Source organism: Kitasatospora sp. NBC_00039 (assembly GCF_045160625.1).
GTDB lineage: Bacteria > Actinomycetota > Actinomycetes > Streptomycetales > Streptomycetaceae > Kitasatospora.
Genome location: NZ_CP108289.1, coordinates 1,253,589 through 1,278,710, shown reverse-complemented (window position 1 = coordinate 1,278,710; position 25,122 = coordinate 1,253,589). Strand labels below are relative to the sequence as shown.

Below are 25,122 nucleotides of genomic sequence, written 5' to 3'. Positions count from 1 at the left end.
AGCTGCGCCGCAACCCGCTCGGCCGCAGCACGGCCCGGGTCACCGCACTCGCCTTCGGCGCCGCCGGCATCGGCAACCTGTTCACCCCGGTCACCGACGAGCAGGCCGAACAGGCCGTCACCGCCGCCTGGGAGTCCGGCGTACGGTACTTCGACACCGCCCCGCACTACGGCCTGGGCCTGTCCGAGCGACGACTCGGCGAGGCCCTGTGGGCGTTCCCCCGGGAGCAGTACACGATCTCCACGAAGGTCGGACGCCTGCTGGAGCCGGCCCCCTCCGGCGGCGGCGACGACCTGGCCAACGGCTTCGCCGTGCCCTCCACCCACCACCGCGTCTGGGACTTCAGCGCCCAGGGGGTGCGCCGCTCCATCGAGGACAGCCTGAACCGGCTCGGCCTCGACCGGATCGACATCGCCTACCTGCACGACCCCGACGACCACGCCGAACAGGCACTCACCGAGGCCTACCCGGAACTCGAACGCCTGCGCGCCGAAGGCGTCCTGGGAGCGATCGGCGTCGGCATGAACCAGGCCGAGCTGCCCGCCCGGTTCATCCGCGAGACCGACCTCGACGTCGTCCTGCTGGCCGGCCGCTACAGCCTCCTCGACCAGCGGGGCCTTGCGGAGCTGCTGCCGCTGGCCCACCGGCGCGGCGTCGGCGTCGTGATCGGCGGCGTCTTCAACTCCGGCCTGCTCGCCGACCCGCGGCCCGGCGCCACCTTCGACTACACCGCGGCCCCCGCAGACCTGCTCGCCAGGGCGACCGACCTCAAGGCCGTCTGCGAGCGGCACGGCGTACCGCTGCGGGCCGCCGCCCTGCGGTTCCCGTTCGGGCACCCGGCGGTGACGAGCGTGCTGGTCGGCACCCGCAGCGCCGGCGAGGTCCGGGACGCCGCCGCCATGCTCCAGCACCCCGTTCCGGCGGCGCTCTGGGCAGAGTTCAAGGAACGCGGTCTGCTGCCCGCGGACGTCCCGACCCCCGAGGAGGTGAGCTGATGCGCATCGCCCTGTTCATCACCTGCTTCAACGACGCCCTCTTCCCCGACACCGGCCGCGCGGTGGTGACCGTGCTGGAGCGGCTCGGCCACCGCGTCGAGTTCCCCCGGGAACAGACCTGCTGCGGCCAGATGCACTTCAACACCGGCTACCGCCCCGAGGCCCTCCCGCTGGTGACCCGCTTCGCCCGGACCTTCGCCGACTACGACGCCGTGGTCACCCCGTCCGCCTCCTGCGCCGGAATGGTCCGCGACAACCACCCCGTGCTCGCCCGGGAGCACGGACAGCCCGACCTCCAGCAGCAGGTCGCCGAACTGGTGCCCCGGGTGTACGAGTTCACCGAGTTCCTGACCGACGTTCTCGGCGTCACGGACGTCGGTGCCCGCTTCGCGCACCGCGTCGCCTACCACCCCACCTGTCACTCCCTGCGCGGCCTGCGCCTCGGCGACCGCCCGGACCGCCTGCTGCGCGCGGTCGAGGACATCGAGCTGGTCGACCTCCCCGCGGCCGACTCCTGCTGCGGCTTCGGCGGCACCTTCGCCGTCAAGAACGCCGACACCTCCGCCGCGATGCTCGCCGACAAGAACGCCGCCGTCCTGGACAGCGGAGCCGACGTCCTGTGCGCCGCCGACAACTCCTGCCTGATGCACATCGGCGGCGGACTGTCCCGCCAGGGCTCGGCCGTGCGGACCGTGCACCTGGCCGAGATCCTCGCCGCGACCGAAGGAACCGCACGATGACCGGCCCCGGCAGCCGTGGCGTCGTCTGGCTCGGCTCCCCGTCCTTCCCCGACGCCGCCCGCGAGGCGCTCGGCAACACCCAGCTGCGCGCCAACCTGAAACGCGCCACCACGACCATCCGCGACAAGCGGCTCGCGGTCGTCTCCGAGCTGGACGACTGGGAGCACCTGCGCGACGCCGCCGCCGCGATCAAGAACCGCACCGCACGCCACCTCGACCACTACCTCGTCCAGTTGGAGGCCGCCGTCACCGCCGCGGGCGGATCCGTGCACTGGGCCTCGGACGCCACCGAGGCCAACCGCATCGTGACCGAACTCGTGCGGGCCACCGGTGAACGCGAGGTGGTGAAGGTCAAGTCCATGGCGACCCAGGAGATCGGCCTCAACGAAGCCCTCGCCGAAGCCGGCATCACCGCCTATGAGACCGACCTCGCCGAACTCATCGTCCAGCTCGGCGACGACCGCCCCTCCCACATCCTCGTCCCCGCGATCCACCGCAACCGGACCGAGATCCGCGACCTCTTCGCCACCGAGATGGCCCACTGGGGGCAGCCCGCGCCCGAGAACCTCGGCGACGACCCGCGTGAACTCGCCGAAGCAGCCCGCCTGCACCTGAGGGAGAAGTTCCTCACCGCCAAGGTGGCCGTCTCGGGCGCCAACTTCGCCGTCGCCGACACCGGCACGGTCGTCGTCGTGGAGTCCGAGGGCAACGGCCGGATGTGCCTCACCCTGCCCGAGACGCTGATCACCGTCATGGGCATCGAGAAGACCGTCCCCACCTGGTCGGACCTGGAGGTCTTCCTCCAGCTGCTGCCCCGCTCCTCCACCGGCGAGCGGATGAACCCCTACACCTCCACCTGGACCGGGCTGGGTCCGACCGGAGTGGCCGACGGCGACGGGCCGAGGGAGTTCCACCTGGTGCTGCTCGACAACGGCCGCACCGACACCCTCGCCGACGAGGTCGGACGGCAGGTCCTCGGCTGCATCCGCTGCTCGGCCTGCCTCAACGTCTGCCCCGTCTTCGAGCGCACCGGCGGCCACGCCTACGGCTCGGTGTACCCGGGACCGATCGGCGCCGTCCTCACCCCGCAACTGGTCGGCGCCGGCAGTGACACCAGGAGCGGGGCGGCCACCCTGCCGTTCGCCTCCACCCTGTGCGGCGCCTGCTACGACGCCTGCCCCGTGAAGATCGACATCCCGGAGGTGCTGGCGCACCTCAGGGCCAGGGCCGTCGAGGCCAAGCGGCGACCGCTCGACCCGGAGGGGCTGGCCATGAAGGCCGCCGCCACCGTCCTCGACTCCCCGCGGCTGCTCTCCGCGGCCCAGAAGGCCGCCGCGCTCGGCGGCAGGGTCCTCGCCAGGGACGGGCGGATCGGCCGGCTGCCAGGCCCGTTGCACGGCTGGTCGGACACCCGCGACACCCCCGCACCTCCGGCCGAGTCCTTCCGCACCTGGTGGCGCAAGAACAGGGAAGGTGAACGATGAGCAGCCGTGAGGCAGTCCTCGGCCGCATCCGGGCGGCGCTCGCCGACGTCCCCGCCGACGAACGGCCCGACGACGTCCCCGTACCCCGCGCCTACCGCCGCAGCCACACCGCGCCGGGCGAGGACACCGTCGCCCTGTTCGCCGAGCGGGTCGCCGACTACCGTGCGAACGTCACCCGCACCGACCAGGCGGGCCTGCCGGCCGCCATCGCCGCCGCGCTCACCGCGTGCGGCGCGAAGAACCTGGCACTGCCCGGCGGCTTTCCCGCCGAGCTGCTGCCGCCCGGCGACTGGCAGTGGCACCGGGAACCGCTGGACGTCCAGGCCCTGAACGCCTTGGACGGCGCCTGCACCCTCGCCGCCGCCGGTATCGCCGTCACCGGGACCATCGTCCTCGACACCGGCCCGGGCCAGGGCCGCCGCGCCCTCACCCTCGTCCCCGACTACCATCTGTGCGTCATCCGCGCCGGACAGGTCGCCGCCGACGTCCCCGACGCCCTCGCCCGCCTCGACCCCGCGCTGCCGCTGACCTTCATCTCGGGACCCTCCGCCACCAGCGACATCGAACTCGACCGCGTCGAGGGCGTGCACGGCCCCCGCACCCTGCACGTCATCATCGTCGACCACCCCACCCACCCGGAGAAGCCATGAGTGTCGCCCTGCACACCCGCCTCCGCCCGGACCGGATCGCCGAGTACGAGGCCGCCCACCGGGACGTGCCCGCCGGACTCGTCGTAGCCATCCGGGCCGCCGGCGTCACCTCGTGGAGGATCTGGCGCAGCGGGTGCGACCTGTTCCACCTGCTGGAGTGCGAGGACTACGCCCGGCTCCTCGCCGAGTTGGAGCACCTCCCGGTCAACGTCGCCTGGCAGGAGAGGATGGGCGAACTGCTCGACATCAGCCACGACTACTCCGACGCCGGTGCCGGGGCCGGCCTCCCGGTGGTGTGGGAGCTGTGACCGGACGTCAGATCGTCGACGCGCACCACCACGTCTGGGACCTCGACACGCGGCCGCAGCCCTGGATCAGCGGCGAGGCCCTCGCTCCGCTGGCCCGCTCCTTCACCGCCGCCGATCTCGCCCCCGAAGCCGCGGAGGCCGCAGTGGCCGCCACGGTCGTCGTGCAGACCGTGTGCGTCCCCGAGGAGACCCCCGAACTGCTGGCGCTGGCCGACGGCAGCGACCTGATCGCCGGCGTCGTCGGCTGGACCGACCTCACCGCCCCCGACGTTGCCGACGCGCTCGCCGCCCTGCGTGAACTCCCCGGCGGGGAAAGGCTGGTGGGCATCAGGCACCAGGTCCAGGAGGAGCCCGACCCCGCGTGGCTGCTGCGCCCCGACGTCCAGCGCGGCCTGCTCGCCGTCGCCGAGGCCGGCCTCGCCTACGACCTCGTCGTCAAGCCGCACCAGCTGCCCGCCGCCGCCCTCGCGGCCGCCCGGCTCACCGGCCTGACGTTCGTCCTCGACCACCTCGGCAAACCCCCGGTCGCCGACGGCACGCTCCACCCCTGGGCAGCCGACCTGCGCCACCTGGCCGCGCTGCCCAACACCGTGGCAAAGCTCTCCGGCCTGGTGACCGAGACCGCGCCCGGCCGGTGGCGGACGGAGGACCTCACGCCGTACGCCGACACCGCCCTGGAGGCCTTCGGCCCGCAGCGGCTCCTCTTCGGCTCCGACTGGCCGGTGTGCACCCTGGAGGCCGGCTACACCGAGGTCGTCCGGATCGCCCGGCGCCTCGTGGACGGGCTCAGCGCGGGGGAGAAGGACGCGGTGTTCCGGCACAACGCCGTCCGCGTGTACGGGCTCGGGCTTGTCTGACGACTCCCGCCGCGCCGCGCATTGTCAGGCGAGCCCTCGGCGCCCCGTGTCGGCCCGCGGAGGGGCGCGCTGCCCCGCCGGGACCGTAGCCGGCCCGGACGAATCACGGCCTGCGCGGGGCAGCCGTCGTACGGAAGGCGTCCGGTGGATCTTGCCGGACGGCCTTGACCGATCGCGATCAGGGCCGGCTCCGGGCAGGTGCCGGGGAGACTATGCTGCAGGGATCAGGACCAGGGAGGCAACGGCGTGCCAGTCACCGACTCGGCGATCGAGAAGATCAAAGCCATGATCGTCGATGGTGAGCTGCACCCCGGTTCGCGACTCCCCAATGAGGCCGACCTGGCCGAGCGGCTCGGTCTGTCGCGCAACTCCCTGCGTGAAGCGGTGAAGGCCCTCTCGCTCATCCGGGTACTCGACGTACGCCAGGGCGACGGCACGTACGTGACGAGCCTGGAGCCCAACCTGCTGCTGGATGCGCTGGGCTTCGTCGTCGACTTCCACCAGGACGACTCGGTGCTGGAGTTCCTGGAGGTCCGCCGCATCCTGGAGCCCGCCGCCGCAGCCATGGCCGCCCGGGTGATGCCGGACGAGGACATCGCCGCGCTCGGGGAGGTCCTGGAGAGCCTGAGCGACGACGCGGGCCTGCAAGAGCTGATCGACAATGACCTCGAGTTCCACCGCAGGATCGCGGCCGGTTCGGGCAACACCGTCCTCTGCTCGCTGATCGACGGCCTGTCCGGCCCGACCGCCCGGGCGCGGATCTGGCGTGGGCTGACCGAGGAGGGCGCGGTCGACCGGACCCGCCAGCAGCACCGCGCCATCCTCGACGCCATCGCCCACCGCCGCCCCGACCTCGCCCAGGCCTGGGCGACGGTGCATGTGGCAGGTGTCGAGCAGTGGCTGCGGGACACCCTCGGCGCAGCCGGATCCTCGCTCGGCTGACGCGGGGTGCGTGCCTCAAGGGGCGTGACCTCCGCGCAGCCGGGGCGGCGGCCGAAGGCCTGGGACCGGCCTGCCGGTCTCACGCGGCGACGTCGAGTACCGCACACCGGGCCGTCCGGGAGCCGCCGGAAAGCTCTGCCAGGCCCCAGTTCGTCCCGAGCCCGCCGACGCTGAGGACCGTCCGGGCGCCCCGGCGCCGGGCCTCGGGCAGCAGCCACTCGAGCTTGCGGACCTTGTTGCCGCCCCAGCCGCCGCTGCCGTAGCCGCTCTCGTCCTTCAGCCACACCGGAGAAACGGAAGCCGAGCTCCGCCAGGGGGCGTACCGGCGTCGGCCCGTCTCCCAGCGGGAGGTGCGGCAGGGACGCGGCGAGCGCCGGCCGGAGCCGGTGGAGCAGCGGACGACGTCTCATGAGGGCGACTGCAGGGGGAAGTCCAGGTGCGAGGGGAGAGCCCCGGGTGCCCGTTCGATCCCGAACCCTTCAAGCCCGCCGTGCCCGAGGCCGCATCCCGTGCCGGAGCCGGCCGGCTCCGTCGGAACGTCTGACATGGTGTCAAAGTTCCTGGTTTTCCTGCGAACTTGTGCGGAGCCCCTTTAAGATCCCTTTAAGGAATGAGCGGCTTCCTGCCCATGCGTGAACTCCTTCGCGAGGTAGGGGCGGCAGGCCCGACTGCACGATGAGAGCAGGGATGACAACGACACGTGAACAGAGGCCCGGTGCCGCGCGCGGCCCGGAGCGGCGGCGGTCGGGTGTGTTCGGCCGCCGCGCGGTGGGCGGCACCGCGGCGCTGGTCGTCGGAATCGGCGCCGGCTCGTTGGTGGCGGCCCCGGCGGCCTTCCCGCAGGCAGGCGACGGGACGGTGACGGTCCGCGTGGTGCGGGCCGTGGACACGAGCGGGGTGTGGACGCCCGCGCTGGAGCCCGGCCTGGCCGGCGTGAAGGTGACCCTCACGGACGACGCGGGCGCCGGCATCGAGGGCACCACGGCGGCGGACGGCACGGTGACGCTGGCGCCGGCCAAGCTCACCGGCGGCAAGTACCGCGTCCAGGTGGTGAATCCGAAGCCGGGCAAGCTCTTCCCGGCCTTCGCCTCCCGGCAGGGTCTGACCGGCGCCCCCACCCAGCTGAGCAGCAACGAGGAGTTCGTCGACCTCTCCGGAGGCAAGAAGGTGGCGTACACCACCGGGCTGTGGAGCCCCGGTGACTACTGCCAGAAGAACGCGCCCCTGGTGACGACCTGTCAGCCGACCACGCGCGAGGGCGGGGGGCAGCGCACGCTGGTGTCCTTCCCGTACAGCGCGCGCGGGCAGGACGGCGTGGACGTCAACGTCACCGACCTCGCCACCAACGCGGAGACCGGCACGCTGTACGGCATCGCCTGGAACCGGGCGGACCGGCGGGTGTTCTCCTCGGCCGTGGCCAAGCGGACCACGGACTACGGCCCCGGCGGTGCGGGCGCGATCTACGTGACCGACCTCGCGACGAAGAAGACCTCGCTGTTCGCCACCGTCCCGAACGCCGGTGCGAGCGTCCACGGCGCCGGCACCGACGACGCGTTCCTGGCGGTGCCGGGCAAGGAGAGCCTCGGCGGTATCAAGATCACCGACGACGGCAAGGACCTCTTCGTCGTCAACCTCAACGACCGCAAGCTCTACCGCTACGACGCCACCGGGCCGACGGCGGCCGCGCCGAAGGCCGCCTACCCGATCCCGGACCCGGGCTGCCCCGCGGCCGGGGACTGGCGGCCGTTCGGCCTCGGACTGCAGGACGGCACCGGCTACCTCGGCGGCGTCTGCTCGGGCGAGTCGACCGGCAGGGCGTCCGACCTGCGCGCGGTGGTGCTGCCGTTCGACCTGGCCACCGGCGTCTTCGCGGCGGCGGTGCTGAACCAGCCGCTCGACTACCCGCGTCAGTCGACGGTCGGCAGCGGTCCCTGCGACGGGGCGGGCTGGTTCCCGTGGACCGGCACCTACCCGACCTCGCAGAACGGCAACGCCTGCGGTGCCTCCGTCATCGCCAACCCCGAACCGGAGTTGGGCGAGATCGCCTTCGAGGCCGACGGCTCGATGCTGCTGTCCTTCCGTGACCGCTTCGGCGACCGCGCGCCGGCCGGTCCCACGCCGGGTACCGCTGCCGTCGTCATGTCGGGCGGTGACCTGAACAAGGCCTGCCCGGTGAACGGCGCGTACGGTATGGACACCAACAACGGATGCGGACTGTCCCCCCGGGGCACCCGCTTCTTCGACACCAGCTGGGGTGGCCACCGCAACACGGCGTTCGCCGGCATGGCCTCCTCCAAGGTCGAGAACACCATCGCGACCTCCGCCTTCGACCCCAACCACACCGCCCTCGGCTACGGCACGTCGTTCCTCCAGCGCGACGGCAAGCAGGACCCGAAGTTCGGCCTGCGCCTCAACCCGGCGGGGACGGTGGCGCCGTTCGGCAAGGGCGCCTCGATGGGTGACCTGGAGGTCCTCTGCGACCAGGCCCCGCTCCAGATCGGCAACCGGGTCTGGTACGACCCCGAGCGCAGCGGAGTCCAGCGCCCGGGCCAGCGCCCCGTACCGGCGGCGACCGTCAACCTGTACGACCAGTCGGGGAAGCTCGTCGGCACCACGAAGACCACGGCGCGCGGCGAGTACTACTTCGACGACTCCAACGTCACCGGTGGCCTCGAACCGCGCACGAAGTACACCGTCAGGCTCGACAACCCGGCCGACTACGCCAAGGGCGGCCCGCTGTACCAGTGGGTGCCGACCGACGCCGACGTCGGCGACAACCGGTTCGTCGACTCCAAGGGCGTCGTCCCGGCGGGCGGGCAGTACGCCGAACGAGCGCTCACCACGGGCGGGCCGGGCGAGAACGACCACACCTACGACTTCGGCTTCCGACAGCAGGAGGGCGCGCTGCGCCTGGTCAAGCACGACCAGGACGGCAAGCCGCTGGCCGGCGCGAAGTTCCGGCTGTGGAAGGAGAGCAACGGCACCGACGGGCTGCAGAGCGACGGCGAGAAGCCCGACACGTCGGTCGGCGACCCCTGCACGACCGGGGCCGACGGCATCTGCAAGGGCAGCGGTGTGCCGGGGACGTACTACTGGCAGGAGCTGGCGCCGCCGGAGGGCTACGCCCAGCCGGAGGTGACGGTGTTCGGGCCGCTGGTGCTGAACGCCGAGAACCTCGCCACCGGAGTCGAGGTGACGGCCGTCAACCGGCTGATCCCCACGCCGACTGCGACGCCGACTCCGACGCCGACGCCGACGCCGACTGCGACGCCCACGTCGACGCCGACCCCGGCACCGACCGAGGCGACGCCGACGACGCAGGCTCCGACGCTGCCGAGCCCGGCGGCGACGCCGCCCGCCCCGCCGGCCACCGCCCCCGGATCGCACCTGCCCGGCACCGGTGCGAGCGAGGGGATCCCGGTGATGCTGGCCGGTGCGGGCACGGCGACCGCGCTCGGCGCGGCGCTGGTACTGCTGGCCCGCCGGCGCAGGGCCCGGCAGCAGTAGCACGCCCTGCGTGGCGGTCCTGAAGGACCGACACCGATCGGGCGGGTCCGTGGACTCCGGTCCCCGGACCCGCCCGACTGTCGTGACCGACCGACGAGAGAAGGCAAGCGCATGGCCCGGACGGCGGAGCCCCGCAAGGCGGCAGCCCGGAAGGCCGAGGACCGGAAGGCGGAGCCTCGGAGAGCCGAGCCCGGGAGGGTGGCGGCCGACACCCGTGGGCCGCGCCGCCGGTCCGTCCGGCTCGGGGCCGTGATCGCGCTCGTGGCGTGCGCCGTCGCGGCGGGCGGCGTCGTCGCCTACCGGACCGTCACCGACGGCACCGGGGAGCGGGCGGTGACCGTCGACGAGGCCTCCCGGCTGGCCCTGTCGCGCCTGAACCTGTTCCAGGCCAGCCCGGTCACGGTGGCACTCACCGCCGCCGAGGGCGGGGGCGTCGACGTCCGGGTCGAGGGCGTCGTGGACTACCGCACCCGCCGGGGCGTGGGCCGCTACCGGGTCACCGGGGCGAGCGGCCCGCTCGACCACGGCCTGGTCGTCTGGGACGCCGGTGGTCTCGGGCTCGCCCCCGAACCGGCCGGTGCCGACGGCCCGGCCTGGCAGCAGGCCGAGCACGTCCCCCGGCAGGGCTGGTCCCCGCGCACCTACACGGCGGACCCGCTGGACGCCGGGCTCCAACTGCTGGTCCAGCTCGGCGCCGACCGGCCGGACAACCCGCTCCTGCTCGCCCAGTCCGGGGCTCGTTGGCTCGGCAGCGACCGCCTGGACGGCCGCACCTACGACCGGTTCGCCGGCCCGCGCGCCCAGGGCGCCGCGCCCGACGGCGGACGGTCGCCGCTGACCTACTGGGTCGACGGCGACGGCACGCTGCGGCGGATGACGATGCGGATGCCGGGCCTGGGCACCCCGGCCACGGTGGAGTTCGCCGGGCAGGACACCGGCGCCAGGCTGCCCGAGGCGCCCTGGCTCACCGGCTGACCCCGGCCCGCCGCCCGCCGCCTCGGCCGTCCCTCACCCCGACGGCTGCGCCCCTCACCCCGCCGGCCGCGCCGGGAGCGTGCCGGCGTCCGTCGGGAGCGGGTACGCCCCCGGGTCCACCGCGCCCGGCAGGCCGGTCGCCGGGCGGCCGGGCACCGTCGGGTCGGGCAGCGACGGCTGCGCGGGCGGCGCCGGCACCCGGCTGAACGGGACACCGGGCGGCGCCTGAACCGGAGCCGTGCGGCCCGGGGACAGCGGCCCGCGCCCCTGGCCGCCGCAGGCCGCCGCGGCCTCCAGGCCGTCCGGGCTCTGCGTGGCGGGCCGGTTGCCGCCGAAGCAGTTGCCGGGATCGGCCGAGGCGAGCACCAGGTCGGCGCCGTTGCCGTCCACCTGGTTGCCCTCGACCCGGTTGCCGCTCGCCGGGTGCCCCGCCGGGTCGGTGACGATCACCCCGGCCGCGCGGTTGCCCCGGACGAGGTTGCGCTCCACCCGGTTCGCGGTGCCGCCGCCGATCCCGATGCCGATCCCGAAGCCCCCGTCCGCCTGCTCGGGCGTGTCGGCGGCGTTGTTGTCGACGACCACGTTGCCCGCGATCACCGCGCCGTGCTGCGGGGCCAGCGCCTCCAGGTCGTTGGAGTTGACCGTGACGCCCACCCGGTTGCCGGCCACGCGGTTGCCCAGGATCGACAGGCCGTCCGAGGCGTTGGTCAGCTCGACGCCGACCGCGTTGCGCTCCACGGTGTTGCCGCGCACCAGGGTGTCGCAGGGCTTGCACTGGCCGACGTAGATGCCGGAGTCGGCGTGACCGGAGGCGTAGGAGTCCTCGATCACGCCGGCGCGCGCGTCGAAGGCGTAGATGCCGTACAGGCCGTTGTTGTACGCCGTCACCCGCGTCGCGCGGAAGCCCTCCACGGGCGGGAAGCGGGCGGTGTCCAGTGGGTCGTACGCCGAGCCGCCCGCGCCGCGCTGCTGCAGCTTCGCGTCGGTGACGCCGGTGAACAGGACGCCGTTGGCGAGGTAGCCGTGGACGGTGAGGTTCTCCACCACCGAGCCTGGGCCGGTGACGGTGATGCCGTTGGCCAGCTTGAGCCCGCCGTCGAGCACCACGGTGGAGCGGTCCGTCCCGCGCACCACGACGTTCCGCTTGGTGACGTGGACGCTCTCGGGGTAGGTGCCGGGGCCGATCAGCACCGTGTCGCCCTCGCGCGCGACATCCACGGCCTTCTGGACGGTGGGGAAGTCCTCCGGCACGCGGACCACGTTCCCGGCCGGATGCCTGGCGTCGTCCGAGGCCGGACCAGCGGAGGAGCACCCCGCGGTCAGGGCGACCGCGACGACCAGGGCGGTCGCGGTCACTGTGACCATAAAAGTTGACTGACGATCAGGCGGCGTGATTTGCATGGCATGTGTTCTATCGTCTCCAATAGGGCGCATGCCCACCGAACCGGAAAACGCGTCGTCGTCGAGCCCGCCCGTCGCGCCCGGTCTCGGGCGGCGACGGGCGCTGCTGGCGGCCGGTGCGGTGCTCGCCGCCGGTGTCGGGGCGGCAGCCGGCGAACTGGCGGACGGCGACCGCCCGCCGGGCCGCGCCACCGCGCTCGGTGGGCCACCGTCCGAGGCGCCGGCTCCGTTCCACGGCGCCCGGCAGTCCGGGCTGACGTCCCGTCAACTCCCGGCGACGAAGCTCGTAGCCTTCGACCTCCCGCCGACCTCCGCCGCCGCGGACCGGGAGGCCCTGCGCACCCTCCTCGCCGGCTGGACCCGCATCCTGGCCGCGGCGACGGCGGGGTCCGGCCCCTCGCCCGACCCGCGCCTGCGGGCCGACGGCACCACCCGGCTGACCTCGCTGGTCGGCCTCGGCTCCGCCCTCGCCACCAGGCTCGGCCTCGCCGTCCCCGCCGGACTGGCCGAGCTGCCGCCGTTCCCCGGCGACCGCCTCGACCCGGCGCGCAGCGGTGGCGACGTGCTGCTCCAACTCTGCGCCGCCGACCACTGGACGCTCGCCGTCGTCACCGAACTCGCCACCACGGCCGCCCACTCCGCCGGCGCCACGCCCCGCTGGTCGCAGTCCGGCTTCCTGCCCGGGACGGAGCCGGGCGCCACACCCCGCAACCTGTTCGGTTTCAAGGACGGCACCGCCAACCCGGACGAGGACGCCGCCCGCCAGTGGGTCTGGGGCCCGCCGGGGCCGCACGAGAACGCCACCGTCCTGGTCTACCGGCGGATCCGGATGGACACCGCCGCCTTCGCCGCGCTCCCCGAGGAGAAGCAGAACCTCGCGATGGGCCGCCGTGCGGGCGACGGCGCCCCGCTGACCGGCACCGCCGAACACGACGAGCCCGACCTCTACGCCAAGCACCCGGACGGCGCCTACGTCATCCCGGCCGCCGCCCACGTGCGCCTCACCGGCCCCCGTCTCGACGGCGGCGCCCGCATGCTCCGCCGGGGCTACAGCTACGACGACGCCCCCGGCGACCGTGGCCTGCTCTTCTGCGCGTTCATGCGCGACCCGGGGCAGTTCACCCGCGTCCAGGACCGCCTCGCCGCCCGCGACGCCCTCAACCCCTTCGTCGAACACACCGCCTCCGCCGTCGCCTACGTCCTCCCCGGCGCCTCGGAGGGCACGTCCCTGGGCGACCATCTGTGGTCGTGACGCCCTGGGGCCTCCACGCCCGCCTCCACGCCCGCCTTCAGGCCCGGCGGACCGGGCACGCGGTCACCGCGCTGCTCGACGAACCGGCAGTCAGCCTGCTGCGCTGACCCGGCCCGCCGATCGGACTTCCACAAGTTCGTCACAAGGGCGCCGTGCCCCCTCCCCCCGACGGCCACGTCCCTGGAAGCATCGTTGCCGGGCATCGGGGAGATGCCCGGCAACGCGATCGAGGGGGTTGCGATGAACGCGCGCATCAGGGACGCGAGGCCGCCCGGCGGATTCCGACGGATCGCCGGGCCGGTCGTCCGTGTGCTGACGCAGGTCCTGTTCCTGGTGGCCGGACTGGTCACCACCGTGCTCGGCTTCACTTGGTTCGTCGACGGCTACCACGCGGTGGGTGCCTACCACCACGCCCCGATGTGCGGCACGGCGGCGGCCACGCCCGGCACGGACTGCGTACTGCACGAGACCGGCAAGGTGGCGGCGCGGAGGGCCGACAACAGCGACGAAGGCACCACCTACTCGCTGACCGTGGCACGCGAGACGGCCCCCAAGCACACCTACACGGTCGGCAAGGCCTTCTACAACGACGCGAAGATCGGCCTGGACGTGGACCTGGCGGTCTTTCGGGGGCACGTGTCCGAGCTCTCCTACCACGGGCACCGCGCCCAGAACCCGAACACGCCCTGGCTGACCAGCCTGAAGGTGGCCCTCCTGGCCGGCCTGGGATCGGCGCTCACCGCCCACGGCCTGACCTGGTGGCGTTCCGGCGCGCAGGCGGGCCCCATCCTCATCGCCGCCTTCCTCACCTTCCTCTCGTTCTTCGGCAGCCTCATCCTCATGTCGACGCAGTGGCCGCTCGCCGTCACCCTGGGCATCCCCGCCCTCGGCTGGCTGGTCATGACCGCCGGGAGCACGGCCGCCGCCTGGGACGAATGACGCTCCCGGCCCCGACCCGGCCGGGAGCTCCACAACTGCGGGACAGGGAGGACGGGTTAATCCCGCGCCCCTGGAACCCTCCCTGGTGAACAGCCTGGAACACCCGCCGTACGGCGGTGCTGTCCCGGCTCGCCGGTGCGGGATCGCGGCTACGACGGACCGACGGTCCCGGCCTGGGCGAAGTCGATGACGCGCCCCCGGTCGGGCACCCGCCCGGGCCGCTTCACGCCCCCGCCACGCCGGTGCAACACGCCGCTGGGAGCATCGACCGCATGCTCTCCCTGGTTGCCCCGCCCACGCACGGCAGAGCCCCGCTGCCCACCGAGGGCGGCGGGGCCGGGGCCGTGTTGCGCGCGGTACTGACCGGCGGCCCGCTGACCCGCAGCGCCGTCGGCCGGGCCACCGCCCTCAGCCCGGCCGCCGTCTCCCGGCACACCGCCGACCTCACCGCTCTCGGGCTGCTGCGCGTACTGCCCCCGCCGGACGGTCCGCCCAGGGCGGGGCGCCCGCAGCTGCCGCTGGACATCGACACCCGTCACCACCTCGCCTGCGGGGTGCACATCGGCGTGCCGTGGCTCACCTTCGCCCTGCTGGACCTGCGCGGACGGGTGGTCGCCCACGAGCGCCTGCCCCGGCGTGGCGACGCCGGCGCCGTCCTGGGCACCATCCGGGCTTACCTGCCGGGCTTCCTGGCCCGTCGGGCCACCGGCCACTCCGTGCTCGGCCTCGGAGTGGTCACCGGCGGCTGGGTGGACTCCGAGAGCGGCAGCGTCGTCGCCCACGGCCCGCTCGGCTGGCACGACGTCCCCGTCCGCGACGTCCTGGCCGGCGCCACCCGGCTGCCGGTGCACGTCGACAGCCACGCCCGGGCGCTGGCCCAGGCGGAGCTGCTGTTCGGCGCCGGCAGCAAGGCCACCGAACTGGTCCAGCTGTTCGTCGGCAACGTCGTCGACGCGGCCATCGCCACCGGCGGCAGCGTGCTGCGCGGGCGGCGGTCCCGCGCGGGCGACATCGGCCACCTCGCCGTACCCGCCTCCACCGAGCCCTGCTCCTGCGGGCGTACCGGCTGCCTCCAGGCCGCCGTCGCGGATCGGACCCTGGCCCGCCGGGCCCACGCCCTCGGCCTGGTCCCCGAACCCGACTTCGGCCTGCTGCTGGACCTGGCCGGCGCCGGGAACCGCGCCGCGATCCGCCTCTTCGAGGAGCGGCTCCGGCTCGTCGCGCCCGCCGCCGGCCTGCTGCTGGACGTCCTCAACCCCGAGGTCCTGGTGGTCAGTGAGGCGGGGCTGTCGGTGGCGCCCTGCCTGCACCCGTACCTGGCCGAACAGATCCGCCTGCACTCCAACGCCGCACCCGAGCAGCTGGTCACCGCCACTGCCTTCGGCGTCGACGTGCTGGCGGTCGCGGCCTGCGCCGGGGTGCTCGACAGCGTCTACCAGCGGCCGATGGAGCTGCGGACGGCCGGGAGCTCGACCGCCCGGGCGATGCGTTGAGCCCTCGTCAACGGCGCATTAATTCCACCGCCAGGCGAATCGTTGAACGGCCGGACGGCGGGTCGGAGAATCGGGTCAATCCCCTTTCTCCCGCCCGCCTGCCGAGCCCCGGAGCGTTCCGCCATGCCCGAAAGTCCCGCCGATCGCCAACTCCACTTCAACCTCTTCCTGATGGGAGTCGGCCACCACGAGGCCGCCTGGCGCCACCCCCGCACCGACCCGTCCGCCGCAGGTGACGTCGCGCACTTCCAGCGGCTCGCCCTGGCCGCCGAGGCGGCCTCCTTCGACTCGGTGTTCCTCGCCGACGGCGTCGAGGCCCGCTCCGACGGGGGATGGGGCCTGATCAGCCACTTCGAACCGTTCACCCTGCTCACCGCGCTGGCCGCGGTGACCACGAGGATCGGCCTGATCGGCACCGTCTCCACCGGCTTCTCCGAGCCCTACAACCTGGCCCGGCAGTTCGCCTCGCTGGACCACATCAGCCACGGGCGGGCCGGCTGGAACATCGTCACCTCGGCCGGCGACCGCGCCGCCCAGAACTTCGGCCGCAGCGCCAACCAGGACCACGGCGTCCGCTACGAGCGGGCCGCCGAGTTCCTCGACGTGGTCACCGCCCTGTGGGACAGCTGGGAGGACGACGCGCTGCTGCTGGACCGCGCGAGCGGGGCCTTCGCCGCCCCGGGCCGGGTGCACGACATCGACCACGTCGGCAAGCACTTCCAGGTGCGCGGGCCGCTGAACATCCCGCGCAGCCCGCAGGGCCACCCGCTGCTCGTGCAGGCCGGATCCTCCGACAACGGCAGGGCCTTCGCCGCCCGTTGGGCGGAGGCGGTGTTCACCGCGCAGCAGACGCTGGCGGAGGGGCAGGCCTTCTACGGCGACCTCAAGCGCCAGACCGCCGCGGCCGGCCGCGACCCGGCCCAGGTGAAGATCCTGCCCGGCGTCGTCCCCGTCCTCGGCTCCACCGAGGCGGAGGCACGCGCGCTGGACGAGGAGCTGGACGCGCTGATCAACCCGGCCCGCGCGGTCGGCGTGCTCTCCACCGTGCTCGGCGTCGACCTCACTGACCACCCGCTCGACGAGCCGCTGCCGCCGCTGCCGCCGGTCACCGAGATCAACGGTGCCAAGAGCCGCTTCGAGCTGATCCGCGACCTCGCCGAACGCGACCGGCTGACCCTGCGCCGACTCGTCGGGCGGCTCGGCGGCGGCCGGGGCCACCAGGTCGTGGTCGGCACCCCCGAGCAACTCGCCGACCACATCGAAACCTGGTTCACCCAGGGCGCGGCCGACGGCTTCAACATCATGCCGCCGGTCCTGCCCGGCGGCCTGGACGACTTCGTCGAGCAGGTGGTCCCGATCCTGCGGGCACGCGGCCTGTTCCGCGAGGGCTACACCGGGAGCACCCTGCGCGAGCACTACGGCCTGCCACGCCCGGCCGGGCGGTACACCACGGCGTGACGGCCGCACGCCGGGCCGGCCGCGCGGAGCCCTCCGCGCGGCCGGGCCGCCGGTCAGGGCGTGTAGTGCAACGCGTCGTCACCCTCCAGCACCTGGCTGGACTCCCCGGTCACGCCCACCGGGACGTCACCGGCGACGGTGACGCGGTGCAGGCGGCGCGGCAGGCCGTCGTAGTCGTCCGGCGCGTAGTGCTGGGTGGCGCGGTTGTCGAACAGCACCACGTCCCCCAGCTCCCAGCGCCAGCGGACCACGTTCTCGGGCCGGGTCACGTACGCCTGCAGGCTGCGCAGCAGGTCGTGGGACTCGGCGTTCGGCAGGCCGACGACCGACTCTGCGAAGCCGCCGATGAACAGCCCGCGCTCACCGCTCTCCGGGTGCACCCGTACCACCGGGTGGGCGGTGCGGTACTTGCGGGCGGTGAAGACCCGGCGGCGCTCCTGGTCCGCGGCGTCCAGCTCCTTGCCCTGCGCGTAGTCGTAGTCGTTGGTGTGCACGGCCCAGAGCCGGCCGGCGAACTCGCGCAGTTGCTCCGGCAGGTCCCGGTACGCGGTCTGGGTGTTGGCGATCAGCGTGTTGCCGCCGTACGGCGGGACGATCAGGCTGCGCAGGGTACTGGCCTTCGGAGGCGTACGGACGAAGGTCACGTCGGTGTGCCAGCGGTTGGCCCGGCCGCCGTCCTCGCTGTCCACCGCCAGGACGTTCGGCTGCCCGTCGAGCGCGGGGACGGTCGGGTGCGCGGTGGTGAGGGCGCCGAAGTTGGCGGCGAAGCGGGTCTGGCCGTCGTCGTCCAGCCGCTGGCCGCGGAAGAAGAGCGCCTTGTGCTCCACCAACGCGGCGTTGAGCTTCTCGACGGTCCCCGCGTCGAGTGCGGCGGCGGTGTCGACGCCGAGGATCTCGGCGCCGATCCGGCCGCCGACCTTGCGGATCTCGAAGGTGCTGGTCATCGGATCTCCTTCGGACGGTGTGTACGGTGCGGACATTCAGGAGGTGATGGGGGTGGCCGAGGCGGCCGGCCCCACGGCCGGGCCGATCGCGCGCAGCGCGCCCGGGGTCCGGCCCCGGCCCCAGCCGATCTGCGCGCGGTAGCTGCCGAGCAGGCCGGCCTCGGTCAGCCGCCGCTCGTCACGGACGGCCGGGTCCTGCGGCAGCGGGTGGGTGTACGGGGCGACGAACAGCGCGTCCACCGGGCAGTTGGCCTCGCACTGGAAGCAGGTCTGGCAGTCGTCCGGCCGGGCGATCGACGGGATGCCGTCCGCGCCCCGCTCGAAGACGTCGGTCGGGCAGACCTTGATGCACCGGTCGCAGGCGATGCAGCGCTCCGGGGAGACGAGGTCGATCACGCGGCGGCCTCCGTGGCGGTGCGGGCGAGCGGGCGGGTCCAGACCTCGCCCGGACCGCCGGTGGCGATCCGGTGGTGCTGCGCCGGATCCTGGTCGGGGTGGTCGAGCCGGCGGGCCATCCCCCGGTGGCACCTGGGCCGGGCGTGGCGCCGCCGGGTACGCTCGGGCGCTCGGACCCGGTGCCCGTCGTCGCACGCTCGCCCCGGCCGGTTGGGCCGGGCTGCGCCCCACCGGGACGCCCGGCGGGGACGCCCGCGAGATCGCCGCCGCCGTCCAGCGCGAGGTGCTTCCGTACGCCGCCGGGCCGCCGCCGATCACCAGGACGTCGGCCGCGAACTCCTGTTGTGTACTCACGTCACACCTCTCAACTGCCCAGCGGGGCGCGCCAGGCGGTGAACCGGCGCTCCAGCGCGACCAACAGCTGGTTGAAGACCAGCCCGATGACGGAGATCGTCACGATGCCCGCGTACATCTGCGGGATCGCGAAGTTGTACTGCGACGCGTTGATCAGATAGCCGAGCCCCGCCTTCGCCCCCACCATCTCGGCGGCCACCAGCACCAGGATCGACACCGCCCCGGCGAGCCGGACACCGGTGAAGATCACCGGCACCGAGGCGGGCAGGATCACCTTCTGGAACAGGCGGGGTGCGGAGAGGTCCAGCGAGCGGGCGAGCCGGATCAGCGTCGGGTCCACACTGCGCACCGCGCTGATGGTGTTGAGCAGGATCGGCCAGAGGCAGGCATACAGCACGATCGAGATCTTGGACGTCTCGCCGATGCCGAGGATCAGCACGAACACCGGGAGCAGGGCGAGCGCCGCCGTGTTGCGGAACAGCTCCAGCAACGGGCTGAGCAGGTTGGCCACCGGCCGGTACCAGCCGATCAGCAGGCCGAGCGGCACACCGATCACCACCGCCAGGCCGAAGCCGCTGAGCGACCGGGTCAGGCTGGCCGCCGCGTTGTCGGCCAGCTGGCCGTTCTGCAGCAGCCCGTACCAGGCGTCCAGCACCTCGCTGAACGGCGGCAGGAAGGTCGGGTCCACCAGCTCGAAGCGCGGGGCGAGCTCCCAGAGCAGCAGCAGCGCGAGGATTGCCACGGACTTCGTGGCGCCGCCCAGCAGCAGCCCCGCGAGGCGCCGCAGCACCCCCTGCCCGTGGGCCGGGGCCGGCGTGCCCGTGGCACCGGGCGGCCGGTGCTTCGGCTCGGCAGACGAAGCCGGGGCGGGCTTCGCGGCCGTCCGCGCGGCCACCGCCGGGCGCGGGTTCAGGTCGGTGCTCATACGCGGCTGACCTCTCTCTCCAACTGCTGCGCACGGCTGACCTCGTCGTGCAGCAGGCTCCAGATCTGGTGGCGATAGCGGGCGAACTCCGGGCTGGAGCGCAGGTCGTGGCCGGCTGCGCGCTCACCCAGGTCGATCGGGACGACTTCCTTCACCCGGCCCGGGCGCGAGGTGAGCACCGCGACGCGGCCGCCCAGGTAGACCGCCTCCTCGATGCCGTGGGTGATGAACACGACGGTCTTGCCGGTCCGCTGCCAGATCCGCAGCAGCTCGTCCTGGAGCGACTCGCGGGTCTGCGCGTCGAGCGCCGCGAACGGCTCGTCCATCAACAGGACGGCCGGGTCGTACGCGAGACTGCGGGCGATCGCGACCCGCTGCTTCATGCCGCCGGAGAGTTCGTGCGGGTGGCGGTCCTCGAAGCCGGTGAGACCGACCAGGTCGAGGTACTCCCGTGCTCTGGCGACCCGTTGACGCCTCGGCACGCCGGTGGCCTCCAGGCCGAACTCCACGTTGCCCTGGGCCGTCCGCCACGGCAGCAGTGCGTACTGCTGGAAGACGATGCTGCGGTCGATCCCCGGGCCGGTGACCGGCCGGCCGTCGAGCAGGATCTCGCCGGAGGTCGGCGCCGTCAGACCCCCGAGGAGGTCCAGCAGGGTGGACTTGCCGCACCCGCTCGGTCCGACAACCGCCAGGAACTCGCCCTTGGGGACGTCGAGTTCGACCGAGTCGAGGGCGGTGAATCCGGAGAGCCGGCGGTCACCCGCGCGCCCCGGTACCGGGAACGTCTTGGTGACCTGGCGAAAGCTGATGTGATCGGTCATCGCGGGCTCAGCTCCCTGCGGCGGTGGGCGTCGCGGCCGGGTAGCCGTTGAACCGGTTGGTGTAGAGGTCGGCTGCCTTGACCTGCCCGGCTTTGATGTCACCGTGGGCCGTCAGCCAGTCGATCCAGAGCTGGAAGGTCCGGTCCGTGATCCGGCCGCCGGGTTCGGCGACGCCGAAGGACTTCCAGTACTGGAGCGCCGCGACGTCCTCGTTGCGGCCACGTCGCCTGATGATGTCCGCGCTGCGGGCTATCACCTCCTCGCGCGGCGTCGTCCTGGCCCACTCGATCGCCTGCGCGACCCCTGTCACGAAGACCTTCGACGTGCTCGGGTTCTGCCTGAGGAACTTGTCGGTCAGCACGTACGTGCCGGCGCTGAAGGCGCCCAGCAGGTCGAAGTCACTGAACAGCGGCCTGATCCCGCCCGCCGCCAGCGCCTTGTCCCGCAGGACGCCGCCCAGCGAGGCGACCTCGATCTGCCGCTGCCGCAGCGACTGCTCGGTGTTGACCGGGGGCACGACGACCCGCTCGACCCGGCGCAACTCCGGTGCGGCGAAGCCGTTGCGCTGGAGGTAGGTGTCGAGCACCGCCTCGACGTGGGCGCCGAGCGTGTTCATCCCGACCTTCTTGCCGATCAGGTCCCGGGCGGAGCGGATCGGGCTGTCCTCCAGTACGTAGTAGCCGTTGAAGGAGGCGGCGTCGACGCCGTAGTAGCTGATCGCCGCCTTCACCGGCGCCCCGGCCGCGATCAGCTTGACGACGGCGCCGTTGAACGCCCCGCCGAAGTCCGTCTGCCCGGTCGCCGCCGACTGGATGTCCTGCGGGCCGCTGATCGTGTTGCCCACCCACTCCAGCTTCACGTCGCCGAAGTAGCCGAGGTCCTCGGCGAGTTCGGGCAACGTCACCTGCCCCACCCAGCCCTGGTAGCGGAGCTTCTTCGTCTCGGCCCCGCTGCCTGCCGCCCTCGCCCGGCCGCAGGCGGCCGCCGCCGCCGCGACCGCGGCCAGCGCGAGGAACCGGCGTCGGGAGGTGGGTCGGGAGGCGGGCCATGAGGTCACGGGCATGGGAGGTCCTTTGCGGGGTCGGCAGAGTACGCCGACGGGGACGGGCAGCGGGGCTGCCCGTCACGCGGCGAGGCGGGTGAACGGCCGGTGGTGGACGGGAGCACCCGGCGCACAGGGCCGGGGCGGAGGCTGAGGAGGACGGCACGGCCGGGTACGGCGACAGCCCGGAGCGGCGGCCGCGACGGCAGGGTGACCGTGCCGGCAGGGTGACCGTGCCGGTTCAGGCCGGCAGGTGAGAGCAGCGCGTCAGCGCGAAGGAGCGCCGGTCAGTGGCAGACAGCACAGATGGCGCTCGCGTGCCGTCGTAGATCGACGTGCAGGCGGCCCACAAGGCGCTCGGATTGGTTCACGTCCGACAGCCTGGCAGCCGACCCGGACCAGGTCAACGAATGTTCAGCCGGCGGAAGAAAACCCGCCTCCGCCGGTGGTGCCACGCGCCCCTGATCACGGCTTCGTCGTGCGTGCCGGGGTGCGCCCACGGACGGCCCCGGATGCGCCGGGCCCGGCGAGGTGGTCAACTCACGACGACGGGACTTCCCGAAGAAACCACACACGGAGTGGAGGCCCACCGATGCCCAAGGTGTCCAAGAAGACGGCGACGCAGGTCCAGGAATTCGGGCCGGTTGTCGACCGGCGTGCGGAGATGGGGGGCTACACGGTCGAGTTCGTCTCCTTCGGGGCCGATTCCGACCTGGACGGGCCGCTGCAGGCGCTGCCCGGCGGGGCGTGCCAGTGTCCGCACTGGGGCTACGTCATCGCCGGCCGCATGCGCTACGTCTTCGGAGACCGCGATGAGGTGTACGAGGCCGGCGACGCGTTCTACCAGCCGCCGGGGCACCGGCCGTACGTCGAGGCGGGCACCGAGCTGCTGCAGTTCAGCCCGACCGACCAGCTCGCCCGGACCGAGCAGGCGATCGCCGAGTGGATGAGCGGGCAGCAGGGCGGCACGCCCTAGCCGGCCGCTGCAGCCCGCTCAGGAGGATCGTTGCGGGCCGGGTAGTCCGCTCGGCCGAGTCCGGTCGGCCGCCAGCCGGCCGGTTCCAGCCGGGACGGGATGGCGCGGTGGGCGCAGATGCCGCCGGCTCAGGCCCGCTTCACCCGCGTCATCGAGCCGCCCCCGGGCTGCGGCCCGACCCTTCGTCCGGCACTCGATCACCATCGGGTGAGCCCACGAACGGCGGTGTCCGTCCGGGGTGTGCTCGTGTGAATCGCCCATGGCGAACCCGGCCCGGGTGTTCCGGGAGGGAACACGGGGCGGCTCGTGCCGCTGCCCACGGAGGCGGAGGCGGAGGCGCACGGGCGGGGTGAACGGCTCGCCCCAGTAGTCGGTCACCCGGACCGCCATGCCGTTTTCAAGCTCGGCGATGGAGACGTTCCGGTGAATCCGGCCCTCGCCGTAGTCGGTGCTCCACTCGACGACGACGGTGTTGCCGCAGGCATGCCGCCTCCCCACCCCGAGTCTCGATCCGACGAAGTGGGACTCCACGTCGGCGATCCGTGACCTCCCCCTGATGAGTTCGCCGCTCTGCGGCCACTGGCGAACCGCGTCCTCCGAAAGCTGAACGCCGAGGATCCGCTCAAGGCGGGTCGAGCGCGCGGATTCTCCCATGAATCGCACAGTAGAACCGATCGCCCCGACGTCCGCAGAGGCTCGCGCTACCCGCGCAAGTGCGGTTCCGGGAGTACCGTCGTGGTGGATCGCCGCCCTGGCCTCTGCCGGGAGACTGCAGAGGCACGGCTGTGCCGGGCCTCCCACCGACGGGCCGGCGCGCGTGCCGGCCGGCACAGCCAGGCGTTGGTTCGTGGCCGCCGCGACGAGTAGACCGGCACCCGGGAGGGCGACCAGCCGACGGCGCGTGGTGCAGGGTGAAACCGGTGGTGACCAGCGTGAGCACCACCAGGCTCTGGATGAGCAGACAAGGTGGCGGATGGCCTCGCGCTCGTTCAGCGCCATGGCCTCGGCAGTGCAGTCCTCCTCGATGACGAGCCTGTGTGCGAGCGGCGTACGGACCGGCCCTGGCGGAGTGCAGGGCGGAAACCTTAACGCCTCCTTGACGCTCCGCTAGCGCGTTCTTGACGTAAAGTCTCCACCTGGTGTGCCGGGAAGCCTGGTCGGCGGTCAGTACTTCGTTGCTCGTGAAAGGCCTGCCGTGGCTTCCCGCAAGACCGTCGTGCCCGTCGCTGGCCCGCCCACCGCTGCCGGCCGTGGCCCGCGTCGCTCGGTGCTGTTCTTCGCCTTCGCGTTCGCTGTGATCGCCGACCCGGTCTCCTCCGTCGCGTACGCGATCGAGGCCGCGCTGCGGGCCCTGCACGGCGATCTCGCACTCCTGCTGCCGACGATGGCGCTGGTGGTGGGCCTCGTCGTGGTGGTCACCGCCAACTACTGGCAGCTGGTGCGGCGCTTCCCCAAGGGCGGCGGCGCGGCGGCGGCCGCCGGTCGCGCATTCGGGCCCCGCTGGACGTTCCTGCCGATCGGCGCACTGGTGGTGGACTTCGTCCTGACCATCGGCATCTCCATCGCGGCGGCCGCCAGCGCGATGATCGCGCTCTTCCCGGGATTGGCCCCCGTCCGGATCCCGCTGGCCCTGGTCCTGCTGGTGATCGTGGCCGGGCTGACCTGGTTCGGGCACGGCGGGCGGCTGCTCTTCGCGGCCATGACCGTCGTGTTCGTGGTCATCTCCGTCGCCGTCGTCATTCTGGGCTTCGTCGCCCCGCACAGCGTGGGCGGCGCGCCCACCAGCACCGACCCTGGCCGGTCCGCGGTCCTGGCCGTGGTGCTGGCCTTCCCGGTCGCGATGGCCCTGGCGACCGGCATCGAGGCACCATCCACCGCGATCGCCCAGCTCGGCCAGCTCGACGACACCCATCGCCGCCGCTTCGGCCGCGGCACCCTCGCCCTGCTCCTGGTCATCGTCGGCGGCCTCACCCTCGCGCTGACCGCCCTCGCCGTACGCCTCCACATCGGCCTGCCGGGCGCCGACTCCACCCAGATCGCCGACATCGCCCACGCCGCCACCGGCCCCGGCTGGCTCTACGGAGCCTTCCAGCTCGCCAGCTCACTGCTCCTGTTGGCCGCAGCAAGCTCCTCCTTCCAAGCAGGCCCCGGACTCCTGAAGGCCCTCGCCGGCACGACCGAGAACCCCAGTGTCCTGCCGGCGGTTCTCGGCCGGACCAACAAGCACCACACCCCGTACTGGTCGGTCGTGGTCTACCTGGCCGCCGCTGCGGTGATCATCGTCGCCGCGGCTGGGCAGGAACAGGAACTGGTGCTGTTCTACGCGGTGTCCGTGTTCGTCAGCTTCCTCGTCGGCCTGCTCGCCATGGCCCGGTTCGCCCGCACCGAGCGCAAGCCCGTCCTCGCGCTCGTCAACGCCCTCGCTGCGGCAGCCGTCGCCTTCACCCTCCTGGTCAACCTCATGCGCGGCTGGCCGATCCTCTCCCTCGTCGCCACGCTCCTCATCGGCGGAGCGCTCTACGCGCTGTGGGTGCGGGCGGGAAGTCCCAGCGGTATCGAGGACCTCGAGCGCCACGCCGAGGAGAACTGAACTCGTCATCCGAGAGCGGCGACCGTGTCATGGAGGCGCGGGAGCCGGACCTCGATGGCCTCGCCGGCGGACC

At 73.2% G+C, this 25,122-nt stretch carries 23 protein-coding genes; 15 read left to right on the top strand and 8 right to left on the bottom strand.

Annotation, left to right across the window (positions count from 1 at the left end; translation table 11 throughout):
* The first annotated feature begins 2 nt into the window (after positions 1 to 2).
* The 7 genes from OG286_RS06115 to OG286_RS06085 all read left to right on the top strand — a co-directional run bounded on the left by OG286_RS06115 (position 3) and on the right by OG286_RS06085 (position 5,976).
* Positions 3 to 995 (top strand): aldo/keto reductase, encoded by a 993-nt coding sequence (locus OG286_RS06115; RefSeq protein ID WP_396323123.1) that lies wholly within the window; start codon positions 3 to 5, stop codon positions 993 to 995.
* Positions 995 to 1,735, top strand: coding sequence for a (Fe-S)-binding protein (locus tag OG286_RS06110; protein ID WP_396323082.1), 741 nt, complete (start codon positions 995 to 997; stop codon positions 1,733 to 1,735). Before OG286_RS06115 ends, OG286_RS06110 begins: the two co-directional genes overlap by 1 nt.
* Positions 1,732 to 3,219: a LutB/LldF family L-lactate oxidation iron-sulfur protein gene (locus OG286_RS06105; RefSeq protein ID WP_396323081.1), complete on the top strand. Its 1,488-nt coding sequence runs from the start codon at positions 1,732 to 1,734 to the stop codon at positions 3,217 to 3,219. The genes OG286_RS06110 and OG286_RS06105 overlap by 4 nt, the downstream gene beginning before the upstream one ends.
* Positions 3,216 to 3,869, top strand: coding sequence for a lactate utilization protein C (locus OG286_RS06100; protein WP_396323080.1), 654 nt, complete (start codon positions 3,216 to 3,218; stop codon positions 3,867 to 3,869). The genes OG286_RS06105 and OG286_RS06100 overlap by 4 nt, the downstream gene beginning before the upstream one ends.
* Positions 3,866 to 4,177, top strand: coding sequence for an L-rhamnose mutarotase (locus OG286_RS06095; RefSeq protein WP_405362804.1), 312 nt, complete (start codon positions 3,866 to 3,868; stop codon positions 4,175 to 4,177). The genes OG286_RS06100 and OG286_RS06095 overlap by 4 nt, the downstream gene beginning before the upstream one ends.
* The gene (locus tag OG286_RS06090) at positions 4,174 to 5,034 is read left to right on the top strand and encodes an amidohydrolase family protein (protein WP_396323079.1); all 861 of its coding nucleotides are present in this window, start codon (positions 4,174 to 4,176) and stop codon (positions 5,032 to 5,034) included. The genes OG286_RS06095 and OG286_RS06090 overlap by 4 nt, the downstream gene beginning before the upstream one ends.
* A 246-nt stretch (positions 5,035 to 5,280) precedes the next feature.
* Complete coding sequence (locus OG286_RS06085; RefSeq protein WP_405362806.1) at positions 5,281 to 5,976, top strand: FadR/GntR family transcriptional regulator; 696 nt, start codon at positions 5,281 to 5,283, stop codon at positions 5,974 to 5,976.
* Between the two features lie 79 nt (positions 5,977 to 6,055).
* On the opposite strand, the gene OG286_RS06080 is transcribed toward OG286_RS06085, so the two are convergent.
* The gene (locus tag OG286_RS06080) at positions 6,056 to 6,262 is read right to left on the bottom strand and encodes a hypothetical protein (protein ID WP_405362808.1); all 207 of its coding nucleotides are present in this window, start codon (positions 6,260 to 6,262) and stop codon (positions 6,056 to 6,058) included.
* A gap of 401 nt (positions 6,263 to 6,663) precedes the next feature.
* Here OG286_RS06080 and OG286_RS06075 point away from each other — a divergent pair, with 401 nt between their 5' ends.
* Together OG286_RS06075 and OG286_RS06070 are read left to right on the top strand one after the other, a co-directional pair.
* Complete coding sequence (locus tag OG286_RS06075; protein WP_405364823.1) at positions 6,664 to 9,483, top strand: SdrD B-like domain-containing protein; 2,820 nt, start codon at positions 6,664 to 6,666, stop codon at positions 9,481 to 9,483.
* A 249-nt stretch (positions 9,484 to 9,732) separates the two neighbouring features.
* The gene (locus OG286_RS06070) at positions 9,733 to 10,458 is read left to right on the top strand and encodes a hypothetical protein (protein ID WP_396323075.1); all 726 of its coding nucleotides are present in this window, start codon (positions 9,733 to 9,735) and stop codon (positions 10,456 to 10,458) included.
* A 54-nt stretch (positions 10,459 to 10,512) separates the two neighbouring features.
* On the opposite strand, the gene OG286_RS06065 is transcribed toward OG286_RS06070, so the two are convergent.
* The gene (locus OG286_RS06065; RefSeq protein WP_396323074.1) at positions 10,513 to 11,814 is read right to left on the bottom strand and encodes a right-handed parallel beta-helix repeat-containing protein; all 1,302 of its coding nucleotides are present in this window, start codon (positions 11,812 to 11,814) and stop codon (positions 10,513 to 10,515) included.
* A gap of 76 nt (positions 11,815 to 11,890) precedes the next feature.
* On the opposite strand from OG286_RS06065, the gene OG286_RS06060 reads away from it, so the two are divergent.
* The 4 genes from OG286_RS06060 to OG286_RS06045 all read left to right on the top strand — a co-directional run bounded on the left by OG286_RS06060 (position 11,891) and on the right by OG286_RS06045 (position 17,001).
* Positions 11,891 to 13,111, top strand: coding sequence for a Dyp-type peroxidase (locus OG286_RS06060; RefSeq protein ID WP_396323073.1), 1,221 nt, complete (start codon positions 11,891 to 11,893; stop codon positions 13,109 to 13,111).
* 240 nt (positions 13,112 to 13,351) lie between these two features.
* Positions 13,352 to 14,050, top strand: coding sequence for a hypothetical protein (locus OG286_RS06055; protein ID WP_396323072.1), 699 nt, complete (start codon positions 13,352 to 13,354; stop codon positions 14,048 to 14,050).
* Positions 14,051 to 14,322: 272 nt separating this feature from the next.
* The gene (locus OG286_RS06050; RefSeq protein WP_396323071.1) at positions 14,323 to 15,543 is read left to right on the top strand and encodes an ROK family protein; all 1,221 of its coding nucleotides are present in this window, start codon (positions 14,323 to 14,325) and stop codon (positions 15,541 to 15,543) included.
* A gap of 123 nt (positions 15,544 to 15,666) precedes the next feature.
* Entirely contained in the window at positions 15,667 to 17,001 is a 1,335-nt protein-coding gene (locus OG286_RS06045) for an LLM class flavin-dependent oxidoreductase (protein ID WP_396323070.1), read from the top strand.
* A 53-nt stretch (positions 17,002 to 17,054) separates the two neighbouring features.
* Here the strand turns inward: OG286_RS06045 and OG286_RS06040 are convergent, their stop codons facing one another.
* The 6 genes from OG286_RS06040 to OG286_RS06015 all read right to left on the bottom strand — a co-directional run bounded on the left by OG286_RS06040 (position 17,055) and on the right by OG286_RS06015 (position 21,504).
* The gene (locus OG286_RS06040; RefSeq protein ID WP_396323069.1) at positions 17,055 to 17,945 is read right to left on the bottom strand and encodes a TauD/TfdA dioxygenase family protein; all 891 of its coding nucleotides are present in this window, start codon (positions 17,943 to 17,945) and stop codon (positions 17,055 to 17,057) included.
* Between the two features lie 36 nt (positions 17,946 to 17,981).
* Positions 17,982 to 18,341, bottom strand: a complete 360-nt coding sequence (locus OG286_RS06035; protein ID WP_396323068.1) for a ferredoxin family protein — start codon at positions 18,339 to 18,341, stop codon at positions 17,982 to 17,984.
* Positions 18,338 to 18,460 (bottom strand): hypothetical protein, encoded by a 123-nt coding sequence (locus tag OG286_RS06030; protein WP_396323067.1) that lies wholly within the window; start codon positions 18,458 to 18,460, stop codon positions 18,338 to 18,340. Before OG286_RS06030 ends, OG286_RS06035 begins: the two co-directional genes overlap by 4 nt.
* Before the next feature lie 245 nt (positions 18,461 to 18,705).
* Entirely contained in the window at positions 18,706 to 19,620 is a 915-nt protein-coding gene (locus OG286_RS06025; RefSeq protein ID WP_396323066.1) for an ABC transporter permease, read from the bottom strand.
* Entirely contained in the window at positions 19,617 to 20,441 is an 825-nt protein-coding gene (locus OG286_RS06020) for an ABC transporter ATP-binding protein (RefSeq protein WP_396323065.1), read from the bottom strand. The genes OG286_RS06025 and OG286_RS06020 overlap by 4 nt, the downstream gene beginning before the upstream one ends.
* A gap of 7 nt (positions 20,442 to 20,448) precedes the next feature.
* Entirely contained in the window at positions 20,449 to 21,504 is a 1,056-nt protein-coding gene (locus tag OG286_RS06015) for an ABC transporter substrate-binding protein (RefSeq protein ID WP_396323064.1), read from the bottom strand.
* A gap of 571 nt (positions 21,505 to 22,075) precedes the next feature.
* Between OG286_RS06015 and OG286_RS06010 the strand changes: the two genes are divergently transcribed.
* On the top strand, positions 22,076 to 22,459 hold the full coding sequence (locus OG286_RS06010) for a hypothetical protein (RefSeq protein WP_396323063.1): 384 nt from the start codon (positions 22,076 to 22,078) through the stop codon (positions 22,457 to 22,459).
* A 1,195-nt stretch (positions 22,460 to 23,654) separates the two neighbouring features.
* Entirely contained in the window at positions 23,655 to 25,049 is a 1,395-nt protein-coding gene (locus OG286_RS06005; protein WP_396323061.1) for an amino acid permease, read from the top strand.
* Positions 25,050 to 25,122: the final 73 nt, after the last annotated feature.